Origin of the sequence: Streptomyces sp. DG1A-41, assembly GCF_037055355.1 — a bacterium.
Lineage (GTDB): Bacteria > Actinomycetota > Actinomycetes > Streptomycetales > Streptomycetaceae > Streptomyces.
Genome location: NZ_CP146350.1, coordinates 1,157,163 through 1,180,501, shown reverse-complemented (window position 1 = coordinate 1,180,501; position 23,339 = coordinate 1,157,163). Strand labels below are relative to the sequence as shown.

Genomic DNA, 23,339 nt, shown 5'->3' with positions numbered 1-23,339 from the left:
AGACCGTGTCACGCTCCGGTGTGCGGCGGCGCGTCAGGGACGCCGCCGCACACCGGGCGGATCACTTCACGCGCCCGTACCAGACGCTCTTGGTCCAGATCTTCTGCAACCGCACCACGTCCCCGCTCTTCGGGGCGTGCCAGAGCTTGTTCTTACCCGCGTAGATGCCCACGTGGTACACGTTGCTGCCCGAGTGGAAGAACACCAGGTCTCCCGCCTTGCGGTTCTTGGCGGAGATGTGGCGCGTCTTGTTGTACTGCTGGGCGGCCGTGCGGGGGAGCTTCTTGCCCGCCTTCTTGAACGAGTAGAGCGTGAGCCCGGAGCAGTCGAACCGGTGCGGACCGGTGGCCCCGTACCGGTAGGGCGCACCCTTCTTCGAGGCCGCGATCTGGAGTGCCTTCGTCCCATGGGTGGCTGCCGAGGCCTCCGAGGAGAAGCCGGGGGCCACGATCGAGCCGCCCACCGCGGCGATGGTGAGCGCCGAAGCCGTACCGGCCCGGACCATGAGTGACGGGACACGATTGAGCGCAGTCATGCGCAACCCTTCGTCAGCCGCCTGTGAAGGATGACCTGTCGGATTCGGGCTGGCGAAGTTGCCCGGCCGCTGACGCGGCTTCACCCCAAGGGCTGCTCGGGCCCGGTCATGGCGTGACCGTCCCGGCGACCCGTCGTGCTTGGGTCCTCCACTCCTGCCGATCCACTTCTGTCGACCGGTCATCCAGGCGGCGGCAGGACTCGGCGTCCGCCCGGACCGCCCCGCCGCTGTGGCGGGGGCTTGTCGTCAGTCAGGGATCTTGGCTCATGGATGTCCGGAAATCCCAACGGAACCGGGGGTTTGTGTTGTTACTCACCACTCACCCGTTCGGGTGGACACGTCTGTGTTCGAGCCACCGTCCACAGGTCCGCGGGCCGCCGGACCAGGGATGGAATGTCCCATTCCGCTCTCCGGCTACCCGCGTTGCGCAACTGTGACGGCCCGAAAAAAGGACTCCCGTCTACTCCGAACAGGGGTACGTCGTTTGGTCCGTTTCGACTCAGGCCCAAACGCTCCGTCGACGGGGCGGGCGTCCGGGCCGACGGATCCGTGTCAACTGACGGATTCCGGGGGGAGGGTGAGGCGGGCCGTGCGCCGCTCGCCGTCCAGCACCCGAAGTGCCCGGGCGAGGGTGCCGGCGTGCAGTTCCGTCTCACCCCGCTGGTGCATCAGGGTCAGCGCGTCACGCAGCGCGGTCGCCTTGCCCACCAGGGCCTGGGCGGCGCGCAGTCCGCGGTAGGTGTCGCCGGGCAGTGCCGGGTTGATCCGGCCGAGCAGGTCGACGACGTCGAGATAACGGTCGATCAACTCCGCCTCGGCGCGGGTCAGCGCGGGCAGCGGCGGCAGTTCGGGCGGGAGCACCGGCGGCTCACTCTCCGGTCGGCGGGGCCAGGGTGGCCTTGCGGTGGGGGACGATCCGGTCCACCAGCCCGTACTCCACCGCCTCCTGGGCGGTGAGGACCTTCTCGCGTTCGATGTCCGCGCTGACCTGCTCCCGGGTGCGGCCCGTGTGTCGCGCGAGCATCTCCTCCATCCGGGTCCGGATGCGGGTCAACTCGTCGGCCTGGATCGCCAGATCGCTGGCCTGCCCGTGGACCGGCTCGGGGAGCGCCGGCTGATGGATCACCAGACGGGCGTCCGGCAGCACGGATCGCTTGCCGGGCGTGCCCGCAGCCAGCAGCACCGAGGCGGCCGCGCCGGCCTGGCCCAGGCAGACCGTCTCCACGTCACAGGCGATGTACCGCATCGTGTCGTAGATGGCCGTCAAGGCGTGGAAGGTGCCGCCGGGGGGGTTGATGTAGAGCGAGATGTCGCGGTCGGGGGCCTGGTGTTCGAGGTACATGAACTGGGCCATCACGTCGTTCGCCGAGGTCTCGTCCACCGGCGCCCCGAGGAAGACGATCCGCCCCTCCAGCAGCTTCGAGTACGGATCCATCGTCCGTTGCCCGGACGAGGTGCGTTCGGTGAACTCGGGCAGCACGTAACGGGCGGACGGTCGGGTCATGGCGAACCCCTCCTCGTGGGCAGAGCCGTCTCCGGCGACAGCTGTCTCTGTAAAAAATGTACAGGACGTACGTGACGTTATGATGGCTGCATGGCCTACGAGATTCCGGTGACGCAAGCCAGGGCTGAACTCGCCGACCTGATCAACCGCGTGGTGTACGGCGGTGAACGCGTCGTCGTCACCCGGCACGGCAAGCCCCTCGTCGCCCTTGTCTCAGCCGATGACCTGCGGCGACTCGAAGAGCTCAAGGAGCTCGCGGAATCCGCGGAGGAACAGGTGATCAGCGCGGTCTCCACGGTCCGCGAGGTCGCGTCCGCTGCTCGCGAGCGGCAGCGCTTCGGGATCGCGGCGGAGCACCGGGGGGCCGACCCGACGTAGCCCGGAGTCCGGAGTCCGGGCAGACGGAAACCGTGCACTCTCGTCCGCTAGGGGGATCGCCGAGACAAGCCCAAAAGGGGCCACGGGGTGATCTTGAAGCCTTGAGTGCCCGGGTTCACCTACGGCGGCGGGCGGCTGGGTCATGCTCGGCGACGTGCTGGGCGACCGCGTCGACGCCGGGCCGTGCATACCGTTCCAGGGACCGCACGGACGCGTGCCGTGAGCGGGCCAGCAGCATGGGCGTGGACGTGCCGTCCTCCGCGTCGTGGGTGAGCGCACTGTGGCGGAGTCGGTGGAGCGTCCAGCCCTCCAGTTCGTCTAAGTCGTCGGGGCTGGCGAGAGGGTTGGCCAGCAGGCGGGTGCCCTCCTCGAAGATTTCCTCGGCGCGGCGGTAGGACAGTCTCGCGCGGCCGGTGGCCGGGCAGATGTCCAGGCTCGGGGTGCGGGCAGGGGCTCTGCGGTCGGTGAGGAAGAGCGGGCCGTGGGTGCGACCGGCGATGAGGCGGGGCAGGAGCTGGGCGGTGCCGGACTGCCAGTGGATCCATTCGATGGCGCCGCCTTTGGAGACGACGCGTCCGCGCTTGTCAGAGGGGAACAGCTCTTCGATGTTCAGGCACAGGATCTCGTCTGCTCTGGCCGCGCTCTCGTAGAGGAGCTTCCAGAACGTCTTCTCCCGTACGGACGCGTCCAGTTGCCATAGGGCGGTGATCTGAGGTTTGGACAGTGCTTTCGTACGGTCCGGCGGCGCCGGGCGACGCTCGATCCCGATCGTGGGGTCTGCCTCGATCCACCCTTGGGCCTGCCACCAGCCGATCGCCTTGCGCGCGATGGACAGTTCGCGGTTGACGGTGTCGGCGTCCATCTCGTCGGCCCGCGCCGCGGCGAGTTCGGCGAGCGCCGGCGGCAGTTCCGGGTCGTCGATCGCGGCTAGCTCGAAAGGTGCGGGCTTGGCGCCGCGGCGGGCTGGCCCGGTCGGTGCCGGTTCGCCGCGCAGCATCCATCCCCAGGTGGTGAGCGAGATGCGGTAGATCCGTGCGGAGGACTTCGCGATGCCCGCGCCGGTGAGGTACCGCTCGACCGCAGCGTCGTATGACGGGGGCTGGGCGGACAGCGGCACGATCCGGGCGCGCGGCAACCGTAATGCGCCCCCGTTCTCCGGCGCGGCCGCCCGTTCGATTGCCACCCGTCCGCCCCTTTCAGCCTTGCCGCAGTAAATGCGTACACCTCACCCCGCATCGCGATCCTGGTGCGAGATCGAACATCCAAGGTCGCTGGAGGGGCGCCGAGGGGAGGGTATCGGCACTGCCGCAGTAAATCCGGCATTTACTGCGGCACGCACAGAATGCTCACGCCAAGGTGGCCCTCTCAGTGCGCGCAACTAGAGAAAGGATCTTAAATGTGCGCTACTTTCTAAAGCCCATTTAGTCAGAATGGTTGCGCACGCGGGGAGAAGAGATGCGGAAGCGCATTCTGTGCGGGGTCCTGGTGTGCCTGGGGACGCTCGTGGCCGTGGGGCTCACCGCTTGGGCACTCCTTGGCGATCTGGATCAGGCCGATCAGGTGGCGAGCGTTTGCGGAGCGATCGCGGGTGTCATCTCTGCTGTGGTCCCGCTGGTGATCCTTCTGCGGGCTCCGAACAGCTCACCCCCGGTCATCACAATGCGCGCCGGTCGTGGCTCGCTCCTCGCTCAAGGAAGCATCGAGCGGTCACATGCCCGAGTGCCTCGTGATGGCTCCTCGCAGGTCGACGCCGGTGATGGTGTGCACATGGCTGCGGGTGATGGCTCCGTTCTCTCCGGCGCTGATCTTCGCGACGTAACAGCTGGAGAGGAGAGCGCCAACTCATGACACAGAAACCAGACTTCAACGCCCAGCCCGATCAGGCACGGCCCGTGCCGCCGCCTCCTGTGCATCCTCCCTCCACCATGTTCACCGCGGGTGACGGGGCGATGATGGCCGGCCGGGACATCACGAATCCGGTAACCGGCCCATCGATCGGCGGGGACAACTCGGGCACGGTCGCGGGCCGGGACATCAACACCACTACGCATCACACGACAAGGAAAGGCGGCCGCGGCCGCTGGTGGATCGCGATCGTGATCCTTCTGGTGGCCGGAACGGGCGGGGGTGTCTACTGGGCCACGCAGGGAGACGGAGACTCCGTCTCTGAGATCGGAGCTCAGCCGGGCGAAGCGGGCGTACGCGACACTTGGGCCGCCACGTCCGAGGCGGTGCGGAAGGGCGACGGGGAGACCGTGTGCGCCCTCATGTCTGTGGACTACCGCGCAAAACTGGAGGAAACAACCCCGGACACGTGCGCCAAGGCGGTCGGTGAACTGTTCGCCAGCTCGGAGTCATCAACGCTGAACGACGCTGGTTCCGGCAGCCTGCAGAAGGTGACGGTAAGAGGAAGATGGGCAGAGCTTGCCCAGGCAGGGCAGAGCGCTGCGGAACCGTCGTACAGCTACATGGAACGGTTCGGCGACAGATGGCGCTGGACTCATCGGGTCCTTTTCGCCGAATTCCATCCAGACGAGTGTCCTGAGGTCAACTGGGACAATTTCTCATCACAGGACCCCAGGTGCAGCCAGACATCGCTCTTCCCATCCAGTGCTTCCGGGCAATAGCAGCGTCCTGTACAGGGAGTGCAACGGTCGTTGAGGAACCGGTAGTCCTCGGCGCCGTCAGCACCTATACCGCCTAGCCCAGTCGAAGCTCAGGGCACTTCGTGGTCCGCGGGCGGATTTCCGCGTTCGACAACCACATCGACTTCTCGGACATGCGATGACGTAGCGTCCTCCCTGAGCGCAAGGTGTAAGGAGGGCCGAGCGAATGGAGACACCGAAGCGCCGGGAACGGATGCGAGCTCAGATGTCCGCGGAGGTGCGAGCTGCCGCTCGCCACATCATCACTCACCACGGCATCGATGCCCTCACTCTTGCCGAGATCGCTCGACGCGTCGGTGTAACCCCTGCTGCGCTCTACCACCACTTCGAGGGCGGACTGCCAGAGATCGTGTACCAGGTCTCAGAGGACATCGTCGATGATCTGGTACAAGCCCTTCAGTCCGCAGCCGATTCCTATCCCAGAGACAACTTCGCGATGCGGCTGATCGAGCCAGTGCGTGCGCTCCGAACCTGGGCAATTACGCACCAGCCCGAATTCAACCTGCTGTTCGGCACGCCATCCGCCGTTGCTGGTGACGCCCACGCCGAGCTGACCAGCGCCTGGGTGCGGCGACTCGCCGCCGTCTGGGGTCCGATCTTCGTGCAGCTGTGGGCGGAATGCCGGTTCCCGGTCCTCGACGAGGATGAGATGGACCCCCGTCTACGGCAGCAGATGCAGGACTACCGAGCAGACACCGGCGTGGACCTTCCCCCCGGCGCGATGGTGGTGATGCTGAGCTGCTGGCGGTCGCTCTACGGCCAAATCGCGTTGGAGGTCTTCGGGCACTTCGCCCCCCTCTTCTCCGACCAGGAGCCCATGTTCGAGCTGCTGATGCAAGACCTGATGCGTGGCATGGGTCTCGAAGACCAGTACCAGCCGCCGACCAGATAAGCCCTGAATCGCCGATATTAGTTACAGGGAGGGTCGGAACTTGCACTTAAGTACGTACGTACACCAAGGGGACCACACGGTAATGCTTGAAAGGGAGTTCGTCGGTGACTCGGAGAACTGACCTTGTCGATGTGAAGATCGAAAATCAAGTGCTCTGGATCGGGGCGGACGCTTATCCGTTGCGGAACGTAACGGCCACTCGCCGCCAGGTCATTGAAGCCGATCGCGGGGGCAGCGTAAAGAGCTTCGTAAAATCTGTCCTCGCGCTTTTTGTTGCCATGGTCATTTCGGTGACAGCAGGCGAGACTTTTAGTCAGACGTTGAAGGAACTGGCGCCAAGCGTCTCGGTCCTCGTGTTTCTCATACTGGTCGTCGTGCTAGTGAAGAGGCTGCGCACGCCAGACGTCCACGTGCTGGGCATCGAGACGCCCAGCACAGCAGAGACTGTCATTGCAAGCACCGACTGGATTAAGGTACACGCCCTCAACAAGCAGATCACGGAAGCAATTAGCGACCCGAACACGGAATTCCATGTTCAGATCGAGAACCTGCACATTGGCGACAAAATCACGCAACACGGCGGCCACAACATCGGAAAGCAGGCTGGGTGAAGTGAGCAACAGTTTCCATATCGGCGACTCCGTCACGCAGTACGGTGACCACAACATCGGTATCGCTAAGAGCCAGGCGCCCACCGAGGCCGGGGCGAATTTGGAGACGCTGCTTGAGGCAGTGCGGCTCTTGCGAGAGCACGTTCCCGAGGAGGACCAACAGGTCCTTGATGACGCGCTGGAGACGATCGAGGCGGAGCCGAGTTCCCCCAATGGCGCTGTACGTCGGGCGCTCGCGAGTATTGCCGGCATCGCCTCGATGGTGGGCACCGTTGGTGTTCCTGTGATTGAGGCAGTGCAAGGTGTAAGAGCAGCCCTCGGGAGCTGACTCACTGAGTGTCACAGAGCCCTGGGGGATCTGCCATGAATCTTGACATCACCGGGGCTCCTGCGCGATGGATCTGATGCGTTGCATGGGTTCGCCAACCAGTGCCAGCCGCCGACCCGATAAGCCGACGGCTTGGAATCGCCACTCTCGCACCGAGGGTGCGGCCGAATCGGGCAGACCGGGTCGAAGTCGCGATGTAGTTCGCCGCTCGTCGTGAGCGAGTCACCGACGCCAGTCACAAGGAGGCTGATCGATGTCTACGTGGTTGATCATCGAAGAGGAGACGGTCACAGCCGATGGGCTGGCATCGCATCGACAGGTCAAGGCTCGGACGGTGAGCGGGAACAAGACGCGGGAGGAGGCACTCGTCGAACTGCACAAGGCGGCCAGGAACTACGACTCCGACTCGCTGAAGCGCGGCTCAACGGTGGTGGGACGAGACAGTGACGGCTCCTTCTGGGTGCTTCCGAAGAACGGCAAGGTCCACGCCTCCTGCAACCTCCGTCTCATCGAGCAGATACGTCCCTGAGCCGTGCTGATTCCTGTCGCTGAAGCTGATGGGCCGGATCAGGCAGCTTGGCCGTAGCCTCCGGCTGCCTGGTCTGGCTCGCGCAGCGGGGTGAAGTCGACGTCGAGCTTCGGGTCGTACGCCTCTGGCTCGATGCCGAGCTCCTGCGTGCTGTACTCGCCGAACCGTTTGATGTGCTCGGTCAGGTACGGCGAGACGTGGGCCAGGTCCTCGGGGTCGATCTCCCATCCCTCCTCCAAGAGCTAGCGGACGATCTCGGCGATGTCCAGGGCGTTGTGGAAGATGACGGCGTTGGTGAGCAGGGCGTTGAACTTCATCGCCTTCTCCTGCTCGACGGGGTCGTTGTCGGCGATGACGCCCCGGTTGCCGAAGCCGACCCACTGCGAGAACCTGTTGAACGACTCCACCTTGTTCGTCGCCGCGGTCACCCGCCGGCGCAGCGGCGCGTCCGTCAGGTACCGCAGCAGTTGCACGGTGCGGATCACACGGCCGACCTCACGGAACGCGGTGTAGGTGGCGTTCTTGTGGGAGCCGGAGCGTAGCCGTTTCAGCAGCGTCGCGGAGGAGATGACGCCCTCGCGGACGGAGACGGCCACCCGCATCAGGTGCCGGAACTGGGACTCGATCAGGTCGAAATCGATGACGTTCTTGCCCGCCTCGCCGAACAGCGCATCGATGTGCACGTACTCGGTCTGCTTGGACGGCCGGTAGAAGGTCAGGCCCTTCCAGTTCCTGATCCTGGGCATCAGGTCGAAACCCAGCAGGTGGGCCAGGGTGAAGACAGGCAGCGACTGGCCCTGGGTGTCGGCGTGCACGGTGGTGGGCTTGACCTCGGAGGCGTTCTTGAGCAGGCCCTCGATGATGTACACGGCCTCCCACACCCCGCACGGGATGAAGTGCGTGAAGAGCGCGATGCAGGTATCCGAGATGTGGTGGTAGGCGATGCCGCCCGGCTTGCCGTACCGCACGGACGTCTCGGCGAGCAGGTTGTCCAGGTAGGTGTCCATGTGCGTGCCGTCGGCGGCCACGGCGGTGCCGTCGCCCCACGCCTGCGAGATGTCGAGGCGCGCGTGCGCGTTCCTGCGATCCCGATGCCGGCGGTGCCGACCAGGGCGGCGAGCCCGGCGACGGCACCGCCGGCGGCCGGCGCCGACAGCCCGAGCACGGCGGCCTCCGTCCACCAGTCGCCCGTGAGCAGCCCGAGCCAGCTGTGCGCGATCCCGGCCGCGGCCACGCCCACCACGGCGGACGCGCCGAGCAGCGCGGCCACGGCCCGGACACCGCGCAGCCCGGCATGGTCACCGCCGCGCCCGCCGCGATGCCGGCCAGTGCGAGGGGCGGCACGGCGGCGTAGAACGCCGCGCCCGCTCGCCGGGGTGGCCAAGGCGTTGACCGTCCTGACCCGCGTGCCCTCGGCGGCGGCCTGCCGTGTCACCGCCTGCTGGAGGAACTGGGCGACGGCGGGCCCCGCGGCGGACGCGGTGAGGCGTTCGGGGCCCTGCGGGGTGATACGACCGCGCCGTACACGGTCCGGTCCTCGACGGTGTCCCGGGCCGCGGCCTTGTCGGCGTAGCGGTGAATCTCGAAGGCGCCCTCGCGCCGCTCCAGCCTCTTCTCCACCTGCGCTGTCGCGGCGGGCGGCCCCGCCACGCCCAGCGGCAGATCGCGCGGTGCGGTCCGGGCGGCCGGCCAGGCGAAGGCCCACAGGGCCAGGGTCGCGAGGACGGACACGAGGACGACTACCGCGATCAGGCGGCGGGTCGGGGTGGCGGACATGAAGCCGCTGAAGTAGCGGTGGACGGCACCGGCGGAGAGGCCGACCTCCTTCAGCCGTCCTGCACGGACGTGGCGTGGAAGCCGTTGCGGGCGAAGCAGAGTGCGGCGCCGTCGAGGATCTGCCGACGGCGGGCGAGGCAAGGAGGAGCTGATCGGGGCGATCGTCGGCGAGGTGCTCGAGGAAGTGAGCGGCGTATTCGAGAGCGCGGCCGGACAGCGTCCGCCGCCGCTTCCCGACGAGATGATCCCCAAGGTCCTCGCGACCCTGAGGGAAGCCAGGCCCCGGAGTGGTACGCAACGGCGAGTGGATCTTCCCCCGCCTCCCACCTCATCGCGGCGGACGCCGACCCCGACGCCATGGCGCGCGTGGTGATCGCCTTCGCGCAGGGCTTCGCGGCCCAGATGGCCGTGTTCGGGGAGATGCCCCCGGAGGTCTGCGGGCGATGGTGAGCATGCGAGACAACGCTCACCGGCCTGAAGGATCACAGCTCGGTTAACGTGTCTGAAACCCGGTCCAACTAGCCTGCCGCCACGCCACCAGGGCTTTTCCCCGGGGCTGCGGCAACCGGGCCCCGCACGGTCCGGAGCGAGGACTGTGAGGTGGGACGTGCAACTGACCCCGCACGAGCAAGAGAGGCTGCTGATCCACGTGGCGGCCGACGTGGCCGAGAAGCGCCGGGCGCGTGGGCTCAGGCTCAACCACCCCGAGGCGGTCGCCCTCATCACGTCGCACATCCTCGAAGGTGCCCGTGACGGCCGTACCGTCGCCGAACTCATGTCTTCCGGACGCACGCTGCTCACCCGGGACGACGTCATGGAAGGCGTCCCGGAGATGATCCACGACGTACAGGTCGAGGCCACCTTCCCGGACGGCACCAAGCTCGTCACCGTCCACGAACCCATCGTCTGAGAGAGGTCTCGATGATTCCCGGAGAGATCCTCTTCGCCGACGACCCGATTGCCTACAACGAGGACCGCGAGGTCACCCGGCTCACCGTCCTCAACGCCGCCGACCGGCCCGTCCAGGTTGGCTCCCACTACCACTTCGCCGAGGCCAACCCCGGCCTGGAGTTCGACCGCGCCGCCGCACGCGGCAAGCGGCTGAACGTCGCCGCCGGCACGGCCGTGCGCTTCGAACCCGGGATCCCCGCCGACGTCGAACTCGTTCCGCTGACCGGCGCCCGTGTCGTGCCCGGTCTGCGCGGGGAGACCGGAGGTGCCCTCGATGCCTGAGATCTCGCGTGCCGCGTACGCCGACCTGTTCGGCCCGACGACCGGTGACCGGATCCGGCTCGCCGACACCGATCTGCTGGTCGAGATCGAGGAGGATCGTTCCGGCGGGCCCGGGCTCGCCGGCGACGAGGCCGTGTTCGGCGGCGGCAAGGTCATCCGCGAGTCCATGGGCCAGGCGCGTGCCACCCGTGCGGAGGGTACGCCGGACACCGTCATCACCGGCGCGGTGATCATCGACCACTGGGGCATCGTCAAGGCCGACGTCGGCATCCGCGACGGGCGGATCACCGGGATCGGCAAGGCCGGCAACCCCGATACCATGGACGGCGTCCATCCGGACCTGGTCATCGGACCGGAGACCGAGATCATCGCCGGCAACGGGCGGATCCTCACGGCGGGCGCGATCGACGCCCATGTGCACTTCATCTGCCCGCAGATCGCCGACGAGGCGCTGTCCTCGGGCATCACGACCCTCGTCGGCGGCGGTACGGGCCCCGCCGAGGGCTCCAAGGCCACCACCGTGACCCCCGGTCCCTGGCATCTCGCGCGGATGCTGGAGGCCATGGAGGCCTACCCGCTCAACATCGGCCTGCTCGGCAAGGGCAACACCGTCTCCCACGAGGCGATGCTGTCGCAGATCCGGGGCGGCGCACTCGGCCTGAAGCTGCACGAGGACTGGGGCTCGACCCCGGCCGTCATCGACGCCTCGCTGACCGTCGCCGGGCAGACGGGCATCCAGGTCGCCATCCACACGGACACGCTCAACGAGGCCGGGTTCGTCGGCGACACGCTCGCCGCGATCGCCGGGCGGGGCATCCACGCGTACCACACCGAGGGCGCGGGCGGCGGGCACGCCCCGGACATCATGACCGTGGTCTCCGAGTCGTACGTGCTGCCGAGCTCCACGAATCCGACCCGGCCGTTCACCGTCAACACCGCCGAGGAACACCTCGACATGCTGATGGTGTGCCACCACCTCAACCCGGCCGTGCCGGAGGACCTGGCCTTCGCCGAGTCCCGCATCCGGCCCTCCACGATCGGCGCCGAGGACGTGTTGCACGACCTGGGCGCGATCTCGATCATCTCCTCCGACTCACAGGCCATGGGGCGGGTGGGCGAGGTCGTCATGAGGACCTGGCAGACCGCCCACGTGATGAAGCGGCGCCGGGGCGCGCTGCCCGGAGACGGCCGCGCCGACAACCGGCGGGTACGTCGCTACGTCGCCAAGTACACGATCAATCCGGCGCTGGCGCAGGGCCTGGCCCGGGAGATCGGTTCCGTCGAGAGCGGCAAGCTGGCCGACCTGGTGCTGTGGGAGCCGGCGTTCTTCGGCGTCAAGCCGCAGCTCGTGATCAAGAGCGGGCAGATCGCCTACGCGCAGATGGGCGACGCCAACGCCTCGATCCCCACGCCGCAGCCGGTCCTGCCGCGCCCGATGTTCGGGGCGATCGGACGGGCACCGGCCGCCAATTCCGTGAACTTCGTCGCCCCCCTGGCCGTCGAGGACGGGCTGCCCGAGCGGCTGGGCCTCGGGAAGCGGTTCGTGGCGATCGAGTCGACGCGCGGGGTCACCAAGGCCGACATGCGGGAGAACGACGCCCGGCCCGAGGTACGGGTCGACCCCGACAGCTTCGCCGTGCACATCGACGGGGAGCTGGTCGAGGCGTCTGCGGCGGCCGAACTGCCCATGGCCCAGCGATACTTCCTGTTCTGAGGTGTCATGATGTCACGTGCGGCACTTCTCGTCCTGGCCGACGGCCGCTTTCCCGCCGGCGGCCACGCCCACTCCGGCGGGGCTGAGGCGGCGGTCAAGGCCGGGCGGATCAGGGGAGCTGCGAGTCTGGCGGACTTCTGCCGGGGGCGGCTGCACACGGCCGGGTCGGTGGCGGCGGCCCTCGCGGCGGCTGCCGCGCTGGGGATCGACCCCGTCGCGCTGGACCGTGCCGCGGACGCCCGTACGCCCTCGCCCGCGCTGCGGGCCGCCGCGCGCAAGCTGGGACGGCAGCTGATGCGGGCTGCCCGGGCGACCTGGCCGTCCGCCGAACTGGACGCACTGGCCCGGGAGTTCCCCAAGGGGGCCCATCAGCCGGTGGTGCTCGGGCTGGCGGCGCGGGCGGCCGGACTCGGGCCGGTCGACGCGGCGTACTGCGCGGCGTACGAGAGCGTGAGCGGGCCGGCCACGGCGACGGTGCGGTTGCTGAGTCTGGATCCCTTCGACGCGACGGGGGTGCTGGCCCGGCTGGCGCCGGAGCTGGACCGCGTCGTGGACCGGGCGGTGGAGGCGGCGCGGAGGGTGGTCGACGAGGGGGTCGACGTGTTGCCGGCGGGGTCGGCGCCCTTGCTGGAGATCGGGGCGGAGGTACACGCGGGCTGGCCCGTGCGGCTGTTCGCCTCATAGACAGATCACCCTTCCTCCCGTCACTCGAATCAGTCGGACAAGAACGCAGGAGCCGCACCATGCACCTCGACCACGACCACACCCACGACGGCCCCGGCGCCGTGAGCGCCGACGCCCTCCGGCCCGACGGCAGCCGCCGTGCCCTGCGCATCGGACTCGGCGGGCCCGTCGGGTCCGGGAAGACCGCAACCGTCGCCGCCCTGTGCCGCGCGTTGCGGGACGAGTTGTCCCTCGCGGTCGTCACCAACGACATCTACACCCGCGAGGACGCCGAGTTCCTGCTCCGGGAGGCCGTGCTGCCGCCCGAGCGGATCACCGCGGTGGAGACGGGAGCCTGCCCGCACACCGCGATCCGGGACGACATCTCCGCCAACCTGGAAGCGGTGGAGGACCTGGAGGACGCCGTCGGGCCGCTGGACCTCGTCCTCGTGGAGTCCGGTGGGGACAACCTCACCGCGACCTTCTCCAAGGGCCTCGTCGACGCGCAGATCTTCGTGATCGACGTGGCCGGGGGCGACGACATCCCGCGCAAGGGCGGGCCGGGCGTGACCACCGCCGACCTGCTCGTCGTCAACAAGACCGACCTCGCACCGTACGTCGGCTCCGACCTCGCGCGGATGGCGGCCGACGCCAAGGCGCAGCGGGCCGAACTGCCGGTCGTCTTCCAGTCGTTGCGGAGCGAGGCCGCAGTGACGGATGTCGCCGCGTGGGTGCGTGCGCAGCTCGCCGCGTGGGCGGCACGAGCGTGAAAAGCGCCGGGGTGCGGTCCGTCGCGAGGATCGTCGCCCGGGACGACGGCCGGGGCGGGACCGCCCTGCCCGTGCTGGAGAGCGACGGGCCGTTGGCGCTGCGGCGTACCCGCGGGAGTGGCGCCGAGGCGCGGGTGATGCTGGTCGGAGCGATGAGCGGGCCGCTCGGCGGCGACCACTTCACCGTGCGGGCCCGGGTGGAGGAGGGAGCGCGGCTGTCCGTCGGCTCGGCCGCCGCCACCATCGCCCTGCCCGGGCAGGCCAAGGGAGAGGCCCGCTACGACGTCCGGCTCGACGTCACCGACCGGGCCGAACTGCACTGGCTGCCCGAGCAGTTGATCTCCGCCCACGGCAGCGACCTCTACGTCACGACCCGGATCGCGCTCGCCGCCACGGCCCGGCTCGTGCTGCGCGAGGAGCAGGTGCTCGGACGGGCCGGTGAGGAGCCCGGGCGGCTGACGAGCCGGCTGACCGTGCGGGTCGCCGGACAGGTCGTGCTCGACCAGGAACTGGCTTGCGGGCCCGGCGCGCCGGGCGGCTGGGACGGCCCGGCGGTGCTAGCGGGTCACCGGGCTGTCGGGCAACTGGTCGTCGTACGTCCGGAGTTCGCCGCCGAGCCGGTGCCGGCCCGGGCACTCGGGGAAGGGGCCTCGGTCGTCCCGCTCGCCGGTCCCGCCGCCCTGGTGACCGCCGTGGCGCCGGACGCGCTGCGGCTGCGACGGCTGCTCGACGAGGCGCTGGCGTCTCTCATGTATAGGTAGACGACCGCTCAGGCCCCGAACGAGGCGTCCTCCGCCGCGTAGTCGAACAGGTCGGGGTAGGCTCTCGCGAGCGTCGGGAACGCCTTCTGCCAGTCGTCCTGCCCGAGCAACCGGCGGGTGAGCCAGCCGACCGTCTCCGGCAGGCTCTCGGAGTAGGAGACGACCGGCCGGTAGCCCAACTCCCTTTCCGCGGCGGTCATGTCGAAGAGCACCGGCAGCTCCACCGACCAGGGCGTGCTGCCGACCGACGGCGAGGGTGCCGCCCCGTCCACCAGGACGGTCTCCGTCTCCACTCCCATCACCGCGTCCACCGCAGACCCGATCTCGGCCACCGTCGGCGGATGCGGATCACAGGCGTTGAGCACCCGCGAGCCGGGCCGGGCGGCCGCCAGCCGGATCAGTTCGGCGATGTTGCGGGCGGCCGACGTGTGGAAGCGGCTCTCACCGCGGTAGGCGAGCACCCTCCTGCGCCGGGCGTCCAGGTTCCGTTTCACGAAGTACAGCTCGCGGGGGAGCGGGCTGTGGGGACCGTGGATCGCGGCCGGGCGCAGCAGGGTCGTGGGCAATCGGTCGCCCGCCGCGATGAGTTCGCGCTCCAGGGCGGCCTTGCCGGTGCTGTAGGTGGCGTCACCCGGCGGGACCGTCGGCTGGTCCTCCCGTACGGGCACGGGGTACTGCGGGAAACCGCCCGGCTCGCTCATCGTGTCGAAGCCGCGGCCCGTGCCGTCCTGGTACACCGTCACCGTCGACACGACCACGGCCGAGCCGATGCGGTCGGCCAGCCCGGTCAACTGCCGTGCGTGCCGGGCCCCGTAGGCGACGATGTCGACCACGAGATCGCAGCCGTCGCCGATCAGCGCGCCCAGCGCCGCGTCGTCCTCGCGATCCAGCCGCCGCGTCCGAACCTCGCCGGGCCAGTTCTCGTCCCGGCCCCCGCCGCGCGACGCGGCCGTCACCTCCCAGCCGTCCCGCGCCAGCGCCTCCACCGCCGGCCGTCCTATCTGGCCGCCGGCCCGATCACCACAGCGCGTCTCATACCGCGACCGTAGTTCGCCGAGGCCGGCGGTGGATACGGCTTCTGCCGACAGCAGACGCCTCAAGTGAGCGGCAGACGCGGGAACTTCCGCTCCTTCGCGGCGGCGGCCTCCTCGGCCTTCACGACGGCCGCGTACTGGTCGACGTACTCCTGCCCGGACAGGGAGAGGATCGCGTACATGATCTCGTCGGTGACGGCGCGCAGGATGGCCTTCTCGTTCTCCATGCCCTCGTAGCGGGAGAAGTCGAGGGGCTTGCCGAAGCGGATCACGACCGGGTGGATGTTGGGGATGACCTTGCCGGGCGGCTGGGCCTCGAAGGTGCCGATCATCGCGCAGGGGACGACCGGGACGCCCGCCTTGAGGGCCATGACCGCGACGCCCACCTTGCCCTTGTAGAGCCGGCCGTCGTGCGAGCGCGTGCCCTCCGGATAGATGCCGAGCAGCTCGTCCTTGCTCAGCACGCCGAGGCCCTCGCGGATCGCGGCCTGCCCGGCGTCCTTGCCGGAGCGGTCGACGGGGATCTGCCCGGCGCTGCGGAAGAACGACGCCGTAAGGCGGCCCTTGATGCCCGGGCCCGTGAAGTACTCGGCCTTCGCGAGGAAGGTGATGCGCCGCTTGAGGACCGCGGGCATCAGGAAGTGGTCCGAGAACGACAGGTGATTGCCGGCGATGATGGCGGCGCCCTCCGACGGAACGTGCTCCAGGCCTTCTATTCGAGGCCGGAAGACCAGTCTCAGCAGCGGTCCGAGCAGCACGTATTTCAGCAGGTAGTAGAACAAAGCGGGCGCTCCTCGACTCTTGCGGTGGACTCAACCGCCGCGTTCCAGCAGGTCAACCGGCATGTCGTGGGGTGCCAGTGTAGGTGCAGGCGCGGTCACTGGGCACCTCGTGCGACCGGACGGTGCCGATCCTTTGCTTCATTGACTGACGGTCAGTCAGAGAGGTGCGTCCGGTGGTGCTCATGCGGCTGGGGAGAGTCACGGGGTCAGCGTGCTGCTCCATGCGGGTGACCGGCAAGCCGAACGGGTGGCGTGGCGGATTTGAGGGGCGCCTGGCCGACCCGCTGGTTCCCGCGGCCCCGCCGAGTAGTCTGCGAAGCATGCGGATCTCTGTTTCCTCGGACATGGACGAGCCCGTCGCCCGCTCCCTCGTGGCCGCGCTGCGCGAGAGAGGGCACGAGGTGCGCCCGCACGGCGCGCTGCGTCCCGGGGACGACCCCCAGTGGGCGGTGTGCTCGGAGGCCGCCGCCCGCGAGGTCGCCGACGGGACGGCCGACCAGGCCGTGGTGTGCTGCTGGACCGGCACAGGCGCCTCCATCGCGGCGAACAAGGTGCCGGGCGTCCGGGCCGCCCTGTGCACGGACGCCTACACGGCCGACGGGGCACGCCGCTGGAACGACGCCAACGTCCTCGCCCTCAGCCTGCGGCTCACCTCCGAGCCGCTGCTGAAGGAGATCCTCGACGCCTGGTTCGCCGGCGAGCCCAGCGCGGACGCCGAGGACCGGCAGAACGCGGACCGCGTCAGGCTGCTGGACCACGGCAACTCGCGTCGATAGGTCACAGCCGCACGATGATCAGCGCGGTGTCGTCGGTGGCGCCGCCGGGCGGCAGCAGCTCCAGCAGGACCGTGTCGGCGAGGGTCTCGGGATCCTGGTCCCGGTGCCGGTACAGCGCGTCGGCGAGACGGGCCAGGCTGGTGTCGATGTCCTCGTCGCGCCGCTCGACCAGGCCGTCGGTGTAGAGCACCAGAGTGGCGCCCGGCGTGAAGGCCGTCTCGGCCTGGGGTCTCGGGATCGGGTCGGGGCGGGCGTCGAGCGGGGTGTCGGTGGCCCCGTCGAGGAACTCGGCGCGGCCGCCGGGGTGGACCAGTACGGGCGGGAGATGGCCGGCGCTGCTGTAGGTGATGGTGTGCCGGTCGAAGTCGATGAAGGTCGTCACGGCGGTCGCCGACTCGGCGCCCTCGACCACGTGGGCGTAGCGCCCCAGCACGTCCAGGGCCTGGGCCGGGCCCTCGGCGACCCGGGAGGCTGCGCTGAGTGCGCTGCGCAGCTGGCCCATGACACCGGCGGCCTCCAGCCCGTGCCCGACCACGTCCCCCACGGACACGCCGACCCGGTGGCCGCCGACCAGGTCGACCAGGTCGTACCAGTCCCCGCACACGTTGAGCGCGCCCACGGCGGGCCGGTACCGGACGGCGGCCCGGTGGTGGTGGCTGACCTGACGGCGGTCGGGCAGCATCGCCTCCTGGAGGGCCAGCGCCACCTCCCGCTCCCGGGAGTGCGCCTGACGCAGCCGCTCGTTGAGCTCCTGGAGCTCGCGGGCGCGGGTGTACAGCTCGGCCTCCAGTACCCGGGACCGGCCGCCGCGGCCTCCCCTCGAGCGGCCCCGGGCCCGGATCAGCTCCGTGACCTCCTCGACGCGGTGCAGGATCAGCACCACCTTGCCGTCGGGGCCGAGCAGCGGCGCGTTCACCGGACTCCAGTAGCGCTCCTGCCATTCCCCGGGCCGCTCGGGATCCTCGACGTCGTAGCGCTGAAGGGCCATGGCGTCGCGCTCCCCGGTCGCCAGGACCCGGTACAGCGAGGCCTCCAGATTGCGCATGCCCGTCGAGGCGGGGTCGTTGGGATTGTCGGGGAAGACGTCGAACAGGTAGTGCCCGACCAGCTGCTCGCGGGAGCGCCCGGACACCCGGACGAACTCGTCGTTGACGTCCGCGTACACCAGCTCGGGCGTCAGCAGCGCCACCATGCCGGGCAGGGCCCGGAACACCGCCGTGTAGTCGATCGCCGAATCCGTCATGGCTGCCGCCTCACCACTGCCGGGAGACCAGTTTCCCACGGTATGGGCGAATCTGGCCCCGGCTTCACTCCAGAAGCGCCGCCACGGGCAGCTCGGCGCGCTCCGTCAGGGACTGCTCCGCCCAGATGACCTTCCCGTCGGGGACGAACCGTGTGCCCCACCGCTGGGTCAGCTGGGAGACCAGCAGCAGACCGCGCCCGCCCTCGTCCGTCGTACGGGGATGGCGCAGATGGGGTGCGGTGGCGCCGCTGTCGAAGACCTCGCAGAGCAGGGCGCGCTCCCGGATCAGGCGGAGCCGGATGGGCCCGGTGGCGTGCCGGATGGCGTTGGTGACCAGCTCGCTCACGACCAGTTCCGTGGTGAACGCCAGCTCGTCCAGCCCCCAGCGGGCCAGCTGCCGGGTGGCCGTGCGGCGGGCGTCGGCGACGAGGGCCGGGTCGGGGTCCAGGTCCCAGGCCGCGACCTGCTCGGTGCCGAGACGTTTCGTCCTGGCCATCAGCAGGGCCACGTCGTCGTACGGGCGCGCCGGGACCAGCGCGTCGACCACGGCCCGGCAGCGCGCCTCCAGCGGGCCCGCCCCTTCCAGCGCCCGGCGCAGCCGGTCCCGGCCGGCGTCGACGGCCCAGATCTCTGCCCGGGCCAGCAGCCCGTCGGTGTGCAGGGCGAGGGTGCTGCCCTCCACGAGGGACAGCTCGACCGCCTCGAAGGGCGGACCGCCCACGCCGAGCGGCGGCCCCTGCGGGAGATCGACGAACGTGACCGCGCCGTCGGGCAGCACCACGGCCGGGGCGGGATGCCCCGCGGCGGCCATCGCACACCTGCCGTCGACCGGGTCGTAGACGACGTACACACACCCGGATCCCACGCTTTGCGTGCCCGCGGAGCCCCCCGTGCCCGGTTCGGCGCCCTCTTCCCGGGCCGACCGCGCCACCAGGTCGTCGAGGTGTGCCAGCACCTCCTCGGGCGGCAGATCCTGAGCGGCCAGGGTCCGTACGGCCGTCCGCAACTGCCCCATGGCCGCGGCGGCGTCGATGCCGTGCCCGGGCACCTCGCCCACGACGAGCGCGACGCGCGCCCCCGACAGCGGAATGAGGTCGTACCAGTCGCCGCCCAGGCCGGTCAGCTCGTCGGCCGGCCGGTAGCAGGCGGCCACCTCGACCGCGTCCTGCTCGGGGAGCCGGTGGGGGAGCAGACTGCGCTGGAGGACGAGCGCGGCGTCGCGCTCGCGCGTGTAGCGCCGGGCGTTGTCCACGCAGACGGCCGCGCGGGAGACGAGGTCCTCGGCCAGTCGCAGGTCCTCCTCGTCGAAGGGCTCCCGGCTGTGGCGCCGGAAGAAGGTCGTGACGCCGAGCGTGGTGCCGCGCGCCCTGACCGGCACGACCATCACGCTGTGCAGGCCCAGCTCCCGGAACCTGGCCTGCCGGCCGCTCGGTGCGTCCGTGGTCCAGTCCCGGGCCGACGGGCCGAGCCGTTCCTCGCGCCAGGACCGTCCCGTGGTGAGGCAGCGGACCGGGGGCGTTCCGGCCCGGAAGGCCACCACCTCGCCGATGTCGATGACGGACTCCTCGAGGTCGTCCTCCGCGCACCGGTATCCGGCGCGGCGCAGCGCCACCGGCTCCTCCGAGTCCGCGAGCGGCCCGGGGGTCAGTTCGGCGCCCCGCAGCACCGTCTCCAGAAGGTCCACGGCGACGAAGTCGGCCAGTCCCGGCACGGCCACGTCGGCCAGCTCCTGCGCGGTGCGCGTGAGGTCCAGGCTTCGGCCGATGCTCTCGCCGGCCCGGTCGAGCAGTGCCAGCCGCTGCCGGGCGCGGTGCCGCTCCGTGATATCGACGACCGTGTAGTACACGCCCATCGGGTTGCCCTGGTCGTCCTCGAGCCGGGTGAACGACAGCATGTGCGCCGTCTCGCGCAGGGGCGCCGACTGCACATGGCCCACGTGCTCGTACCCGACCACGGCCTCGCCGGTCTCCAGCACGTGCCGCATCTGCGCCTCGACCGCCTGGGCGTCCAGGCCGGGCTGGACGTCCGCGAAACGCAGGCCGAGGCGGCGCGGTGCCGGTCCGCCGCCGAACTGCTCCAGGGCGGTGTTCGACCACACGAAGCGCAGATCCGTGTCCACGATCGCGATGCCGACCGGGGCGTCGGCCACCATCCGTTCCAGCACCGTACGGCTCATGTCCCAGCCGGGCGCGTCGGCCAGCTCCGACAGCAGTGCCAGCCAGCGCGAGCCGCCGTGCGCCTCCTCGGCCGAGGTGATCCGGGCCGCGACCCTCACCGGCTGCCCGTCCCTGCGGCGCACCGTCAACAGCCCCGTCCAGCCGCCGTCCCTGCGGCACCGCTCGACCAGGTCCGGCACGCGCTGCGCGTCCTCGGCCGTCAGCAGATCCGCCAGCTTCCTGCCGACCGCCTCGGCAGCCGGGTACGCCAGCAGCCGCCGCGCCTCGCTGGTCCAGCCCGTCACCACGCCCTGCGGATCCAGCAACACGGGCGCGGCGTCGGCCACGTCGAACCGCTGACGGGCAACGCCGTACTCCTCGTGTGCGCCCACGGCCGACCTCTCTGTCGCTGAGAGTGGTCTACCACCTCTTGCCTCAATCTTCACCCTTCCGGCATGAGGGGGCGGTTTGTGCGGGGCCGGTCGGGCGGGGTGTGGTGCGCTCGGTCGGGACGGCCGCCCCGGCAGGCGGTTGACGGCAAAGCGGCCCTGGCAGAAGCGTGATGGCGGACGGCCCCGCCAGAAGCTGCCGGCGGAGGTCGCCCCGCAGCGGGGCGGTCTCCACCGGGCCGAGCACGTCACAAGCCGCCCCGGCCCGGCGCCCCACGCTCCGCCCCGAGCCAGCCCTCGCCATCAACCGGCTGCCGGGTGGTCTCCGGCGTCGGCCCTCTGCCCGGCGGTCTCCGGCGTGTACCAGCTGCCGAATGGCCTCGGCGCCGGCCCTCTGGCAGGTGGCTTCGCCAGCAGCGCACCTCTGCCCTGCTGCCTCCGGCATCGGCCCTCCGGCAGGCGGCCTCCGCCATGAACCCCTGGTCCTTGGCCGTTGGCCAGGGCGGTCGCCGCCGCCGCGGATTCCCCTGCCTCTTACCGCAGCACCTTCTCCAGTGACCCGAGTGCGTGCTGGAGCTCCTCGCCCGTGATGGTGAGCGGCGGAGCCAGGCGGATCGTGGAGCCGTGGGTGTCCTTGACCAGGATTCCCTCCCGCATGAGGCGTTCGCTGATCTCGCGGCCGGTGCCGAGTGCGGGGTCGATGTCGACGCCCGCCCACAAGCCCCGCGAGCGGAAGCCGACGACGCCCTTGCCGACCAGCCCGGTCAGGCCGTTCCGCAGGACCGCGCCCAGCTCGGTCGCGCGGCGCTGGAACTCGCCCGTCTCCAGCAGCTCGACCACCGCCGTGCCGACCGCGGCCGCCAGCGGGTTGCCGCCGAACGTCGACCCGTGCTCCCCGGGGTGCAGCACCCCGAGCACCTCCCGCCGGGCGACCACCGCGGACACCGGCACGATGCCGCCGCCCAGCGCCTTGCCCAGCAGCACCACGTCCGGCACGACCGACTCGTGCTCGACCGCCAGCGTGCTGCCCGTACGGCCGAGCCCGGACTGGATCTCGTCCGCGACGAACAGACACTCCTTGCGGCGGGTCAGCTCGCGCACGCCGGCCAGGTAGCCGTCGTCCGGAATGATCACCCCCGCCTCGCCCTGGATCGGCTCGATCAGCACCGCGGCCGTCGTCTCGTCGACCGCCGCCTCCAGCGCGGCCAGGTCGTTGTACGGCACGATCCGGAAGCCCGGGGTGAAGGGGCCGAACCCCTGCCGGGCGGTCTCGTCCGTGGAGAAGCTGACGATCGTGGTCGTACGGCCGTGGAAGTTGTCCGCCGCGACGACGATCGTCGCCCGGTCGGCCGGGACGCCCTTGACGTCGTACGCCCACTTGCGGGCCACCTTCACCCCGCTCTCCACCGCCTCCGCGCCGGTGTTCATGGGCAGGACCATGTCCATCCCCGTCAGCGCCGCCAGCCGCTCGGCGAACTCGGCGAGCCGGTCGTTGTGGAAGGCGCGGGAGGTCAGGGTCAGCCGGTCGAGCTGGCGGTGGGCCGCCTCGATCAGCGCCGGGTGCCGGTGTCCGAAGTTGAGCGCCGAGTAGCCGGCCAGCATGTCGAGGTAGCGCCGCCCCTCCACGTCCTCCACCCAGGTGCCCTCGGCACGGGCGACGACCACGGGCAGCGGATGGTAGTTGTGCGCGAGGACCGGCTCCTCCGCGCGGATGAGCTCCTGGGAGTCACGGGTACGGACGGGTGCGGTCATGAGCGGATCTCCCGGATCTCCTGGGTGCAGCACTTGATGCCGCCACCGGCCTTGTGGAACTCGGACAGGTCGACGGGGACGGGGACGTAGCCACGGCCGGCGAGTCGGCCGGCCAGGCCCGTCGCCCCCGGTGAGATGAACACGTGCCGCCCGTCGGAGACGGAGTTCAGCCCGAACGCCATCGCGTCCTCGGGGGTGGCGAGCACCGCGTCCGGGTACAGCCGGGCCAGCACCTCCCGGCTGCCCGGCGAGAACGCCTCGGGGTAGTAGGCGATGTTCTCCTCGTCCAGGACGAACAGCGCCGTGTCCAGGTGGTAGAAGTACGGGTCCACCAGCGTCAGGCTGATCACCGGCACCCCGAGGTACTCCTGCACCTCGCTGTGGGCCTCACGGGTGGTGCGGAAGCCCGTCCCGGCCAGGATCCAGCGGCCGGCCGGCACCAGGTCGCCCTCGCCCTCGCACACCGACTCGGGGTGGTAGACCTCGTAGCCCTCCGACTTGAACCACGCCTCGTACGGCACGGACTCGGGACGGCGCTCGGGCGCGTGGAAGAGGGAGCCGAAGACGCGGCCGCCGACGACGACCGCCGCGTTCGCGGCGAAGACCATGTCGGGCAGACCGGGAACGGGTTTCACAGTGTCCACGGTATGGCCGTGGGCACGGTAGGCGTCGACCAGCGCCTGCCACTGGTCCAGCGCGCGGATCACGTCGACGGGTTCGCCGGGACGCATCCACGGGTTGATCGCGTACTGCACGGCGAAGTGTCTGGGCTCGCAGACGAGGTAGCGCCGCCGGCGCGGCACACGGGAGTCGGGCACAGAGGGGTCCCTCCGCTTCCTCACGGTGT

The 23,339-nt window shown here is 70.1% G+C and carries 25 protein-coding genes, 2 pseudogenes and 1 riboswitch; of the genes and pseudogenes, 13 read left to right on the top strand and 14 right to left on the bottom strand.

Annotation, left to right across the window (positions count from 1 at the left end; genetic code table 11):
• Positions 1 to 61: 61 nt before the first annotated feature.
• The 3 genes from V8690_RS05565 to V8690_RS05555 all read right to left on the bottom strand — a co-directional run bounded on the left by V8690_RS05565 (position 62) and on the right by V8690_RS05555 (position 2,039).
• The gene (locus V8690_RS05565; protein WP_338776194.1) at positions 62 to 535 is read right to left on the bottom strand and encodes a C40 family peptidase; all 474 of its coding nucleotides are present in this window, start codon (positions 533 to 535) and stop codon (positions 62 to 64) included.
• Between the two features lie 3 nt (positions 536 to 538).
• A riboswitch (cyclic di-AMP (ydaO/yuaA leader) is annotated at positions 539 to 741 on the bottom strand.
• Positions 742 to 1,087: 346 nt separating this feature from the next.
• Entirely contained in the window at positions 1,088 to 1,396 is a 309-nt protein-coding gene (locus V8690_RS05560; RefSeq protein ID WP_184981270.1) for a hypothetical protein, read from the bottom strand.
• A 7-nt stretch (positions 1,397 to 1,403) separates the two neighbouring features.
• Positions 1,404 to 2,039 (bottom strand): ATP-dependent Clp protease proteolytic subunit, encoded by a 636-nt coding sequence (locus V8690_RS05555; RefSeq protein WP_338776193.1) that lies wholly within the window; start codon positions 2,037 to 2,039, stop codon positions 1,404 to 1,406.
• A gap of 90 nt (positions 2,040 to 2,129) precedes the next feature.
• Between V8690_RS05555 and V8690_RS05550 the strand changes: the two genes are divergently transcribed.
• Positions 2,130 to 2,417, top strand: a complete 288-nt coding sequence (locus tag V8690_RS05550; protein ID WP_338776192.1) for a type II toxin-antitoxin system Phd/YefM family antitoxin — start codon at positions 2,130 to 2,132, stop codon at positions 2,415 to 2,417.
• 115 nt (positions 2,418 to 2,532) lie between these two features.
• Here V8690_RS05550 and V8690_RS05545 read toward each other — a convergent pair whose 3' ends face one another.
• Entirely contained in the window at positions 2,533 to 3,600 is a 1,068-nt protein-coding gene (locus V8690_RS05545) for a tyrosine-type recombinase/integrase (protein WP_338776191.1), read from the bottom strand.
• A gap of 661 nt (positions 3,601 to 4,261) precedes the next feature.
• Between V8690_RS05545 and V8690_RS05540 the strand changes: the two genes are divergently transcribed.
• The 5 genes from V8690_RS05540 (at position 4,262) to V8690_RS05520 (ending at position 7,443) form a co-directional block, all read left to right on the top strand.
• The gene (locus V8690_RS05540; protein ID WP_338776190.1) at positions 4,262 to 5,044 is read left to right on the top strand and encodes a hypothetical protein; all 783 of its coding nucleotides are present in this window, start codon (positions 4,262 to 4,264) and stop codon (positions 5,042 to 5,044) included.
• 205 nt (positions 5,045 to 5,249) lie between these two features.
• The gene (locus V8690_RS05535) at positions 5,250 to 5,975 is read left to right on the top strand and encodes a WHG domain-containing protein (protein WP_338776189.1); all 726 of its coding nucleotides are present in this window, start codon (positions 5,250 to 5,252) and stop codon (positions 5,973 to 5,975) included.
• Between the two features lie 131 nt (positions 5,976 to 6,106).
• Positions 6,107 to 6,586, top strand: coding sequence for a DUF6232 family protein (locus V8690_RS05530; RefSeq protein ID WP_338776188.1), 480 nt, complete (start codon positions 6,107 to 6,109; stop codon positions 6,584 to 6,586).
• 1 nt (position 6,587) lies between these two features.
• Entirely contained in the window at positions 6,588 to 6,914 is a 327-nt protein-coding gene (locus V8690_RS05525; RefSeq protein WP_338776187.1) for a hypothetical protein, read from the top strand.
• A 253-nt stretch (positions 6,915 to 7,167) separates the two neighbouring features.
• Positions 7,168 to 7,443, top strand: coding sequence for a hypothetical protein (locus V8690_RS05520; protein ID WP_338776186.1), 276 nt, complete (start codon positions 7,168 to 7,170; stop codon positions 7,441 to 7,443).
• Between the two features lie 38 nt (positions 7,444 to 7,481).
• Here the strand turns inward: V8690_RS05520 and V8690_RS05515 are convergent, their stop codons facing one another.
• The 4 genes and pseudogenes from V8690_RS05515 to V8690_RS05500 all read right to left on the bottom strand — a co-directional run.
• Complete coding sequence (locus V8690_RS05515; protein WP_338776185.1) at positions 7,482 to 7,682, bottom strand: hypothetical protein; 201 nt, start codon at positions 7,680 to 7,682, stop codon at positions 7,482 to 7,484.
• Between the two features lie 3 nt (positions 7,683 to 7,685).
• Positions 7,686 to 8,471 (bottom strand): Tn3 family transposase, encoded by a 786-nt coding sequence (locus tag V8690_RS05510; protein WP_338776184.1) that lies wholly within the window; start codon positions 8,469 to 8,471, stop codon positions 7,686 to 7,688.
• 56 nt (positions 8,472 to 8,527) lie between these two features.
• Positions 8,528 to 9,219, bottom strand: a pseudogene (locus V8690_RS05505) (ABC transporter permease); the annotation flags it as partial.
• A gap of 3 nt (positions 9,220 to 9,222) precedes the next feature.
• Positions 9,223 to 9,338, bottom strand: a pseudogene (locus V8690_RS05500) (helix-turn-helix domain-containing protein); the annotation flags it as partial.
• Positions 9,339 to 9,826: 488 nt separating this feature from the next.
• Between V8690_RS05500 and V8690_RS05495 the strand changes: the two are divergent.
• Genes V8690_RS05495 through V8690_RS05470 form a run of 6 tightly spaced genes read left to right on the top strand, consistent with a single transcriptional unit; the run spans position 9,827 to position 14,360 of the window.
• Complete coding sequence (locus tag V8690_RS05495; protein ID WP_010041087.1) at positions 9,827 to 10,129, top strand: urease subunit gamma; 303 nt, start codon at positions 9,827 to 9,829, stop codon at positions 10,127 to 10,129.
• An 11-nt stretch (positions 10,130 to 10,140) separates the two neighbouring features.
• Positions 10,141 to 10,452 (top strand): urease subunit beta, encoded by a 312-nt coding sequence (locus tag V8690_RS05490; RefSeq protein WP_338776183.1) that lies wholly within the window; start codon positions 10,141 to 10,143, stop codon positions 10,450 to 10,452.
• Positions 10,445 to 12,166, top strand: a complete 1,722-nt coding sequence (locus V8690_RS05485) for an urease subunit alpha (protein WP_338776182.1) — start codon at positions 10,445 to 10,447, stop codon at positions 12,164 to 12,166. The genes V8690_RS05490 and V8690_RS05485 overlap by 8 nt, the downstream gene beginning before the upstream one ends.
• A gap of 9 nt (positions 12,167 to 12,175) precedes the next feature.
• The gene (locus tag V8690_RS05480) at positions 12,176 to 12,850 is read left to right on the top strand and encodes an urease accessory UreF family protein (protein WP_338785259.1); all 675 of its coding nucleotides are present in this window, start codon (positions 12,176 to 12,178) and stop codon (positions 12,848 to 12,850) included.
• 59 nt (positions 12,851 to 12,909) lie between these two features.
• The gene (ureG, locus tag V8690_RS05475; protein WP_338776181.1) at positions 12,910 to 13,599 is read left to right on the top strand and encodes an urease accessory protein UreG; all 690 of its coding nucleotides are present in this window, start codon (positions 12,910 to 12,912) and stop codon (positions 13,597 to 13,599) included.
• A complete protein-coding gene (locus tag V8690_RS05470) occupies positions 13,581 to 14,360 on the top strand; it encodes an urease accessory protein UreD (RefSeq protein WP_338776180.1) in 780 nt (259 codons plus the stop codon). The genes ureG and V8690_RS05470 overlap by 19 nt, the downstream gene beginning before the upstream one ends.
• A gap of 8 nt (positions 14,361 to 14,368) precedes the next feature.
• On the opposite strand, the gene V8690_RS05465 is transcribed toward V8690_RS05470, so the two are convergent.
• Complete coding sequence (locus V8690_RS05465; protein WP_338776179.1) at positions 14,369 to 15,346, bottom strand: NAD(P)-dependent oxidoreductase; 978 nt, start codon at positions 15,344 to 15,346, stop codon at positions 14,369 to 14,371.
• 110 nt (positions 15,347 to 15,456) lie between these two features.
• Positions 15,457 to 16,176: a lysophospholipid acyltransferase family protein gene (locus V8690_RS05460; protein ID WP_338776178.1), complete on the bottom strand. Its 720-nt coding sequence runs from the start codon at positions 16,174 to 16,176 to the stop codon at positions 15,457 to 15,459.
• 320 nt (positions 16,177 to 16,496) lie between these two features.
• Between V8690_RS05460 and V8690_RS05455 the strand changes: the two genes are divergently transcribed.
• Positions 16,497 to 16,952, top strand: a complete 456-nt coding sequence (locus tag V8690_RS05455) for an RpiB/LacA/LacB family sugar-phosphate isomerase (protein ID WP_338776177.1) — start codon at positions 16,497 to 16,499, stop codon at positions 16,950 to 16,952.
• 1 nt (position 16,953) lies between these two features.
• On the opposite strand, the gene V8690_RS05450 is transcribed toward V8690_RS05455, so the two are convergent.
• The 4 genes from V8690_RS05450 to ddaH all read right to left on the bottom strand — a co-directional run bounded on the left by V8690_RS05450 (position 16,954) and on the right by ddaH (position 23,334).
• Positions 16,954 to 18,195, bottom strand: coding sequence for a SpoIIE family protein phosphatase (locus V8690_RS05450; RefSeq protein ID WP_338776176.1), 1,242 nt, complete (start codon positions 18,193 to 18,195; stop codon positions 16,954 to 16,956).
• A gap of 64 nt (positions 18,196 to 18,259) precedes the next feature.
• The gene (locus V8690_RS05445) at positions 18,260 to 20,743 is read right to left on the bottom strand and encodes a SpoIIE family protein phosphatase (RefSeq protein WP_338776175.1); all 2,484 of its coding nucleotides are present in this window, start codon (positions 20,741 to 20,743) and stop codon (positions 18,260 to 18,262) included.
• Between the two features lie 531 nt (positions 20,744 to 21,274).
• Positions 21,275 to 22,492 (bottom strand): ornithine--oxo-acid transaminase, encoded by a 1,218-nt coding sequence (gene rocD, locus V8690_RS05440; protein ID WP_338776174.1) that lies wholly within the window; start codon positions 22,490 to 22,492, stop codon positions 21,275 to 21,277.
• Positions 22,489 to 23,334, bottom strand: a complete 846-nt coding sequence (gene ddaH, locus V8690_RS05435; protein WP_338776173.1) for a dimethylargininase — start codon at positions 23,332 to 23,334, stop codon at positions 22,489 to 22,491. The genes rocD and ddaH overlap by 4 nt, the downstream gene beginning before the upstream one ends.
• Between the last annotated feature and the right edge of the window lie 5 nt (positions 23,335 to 23,339).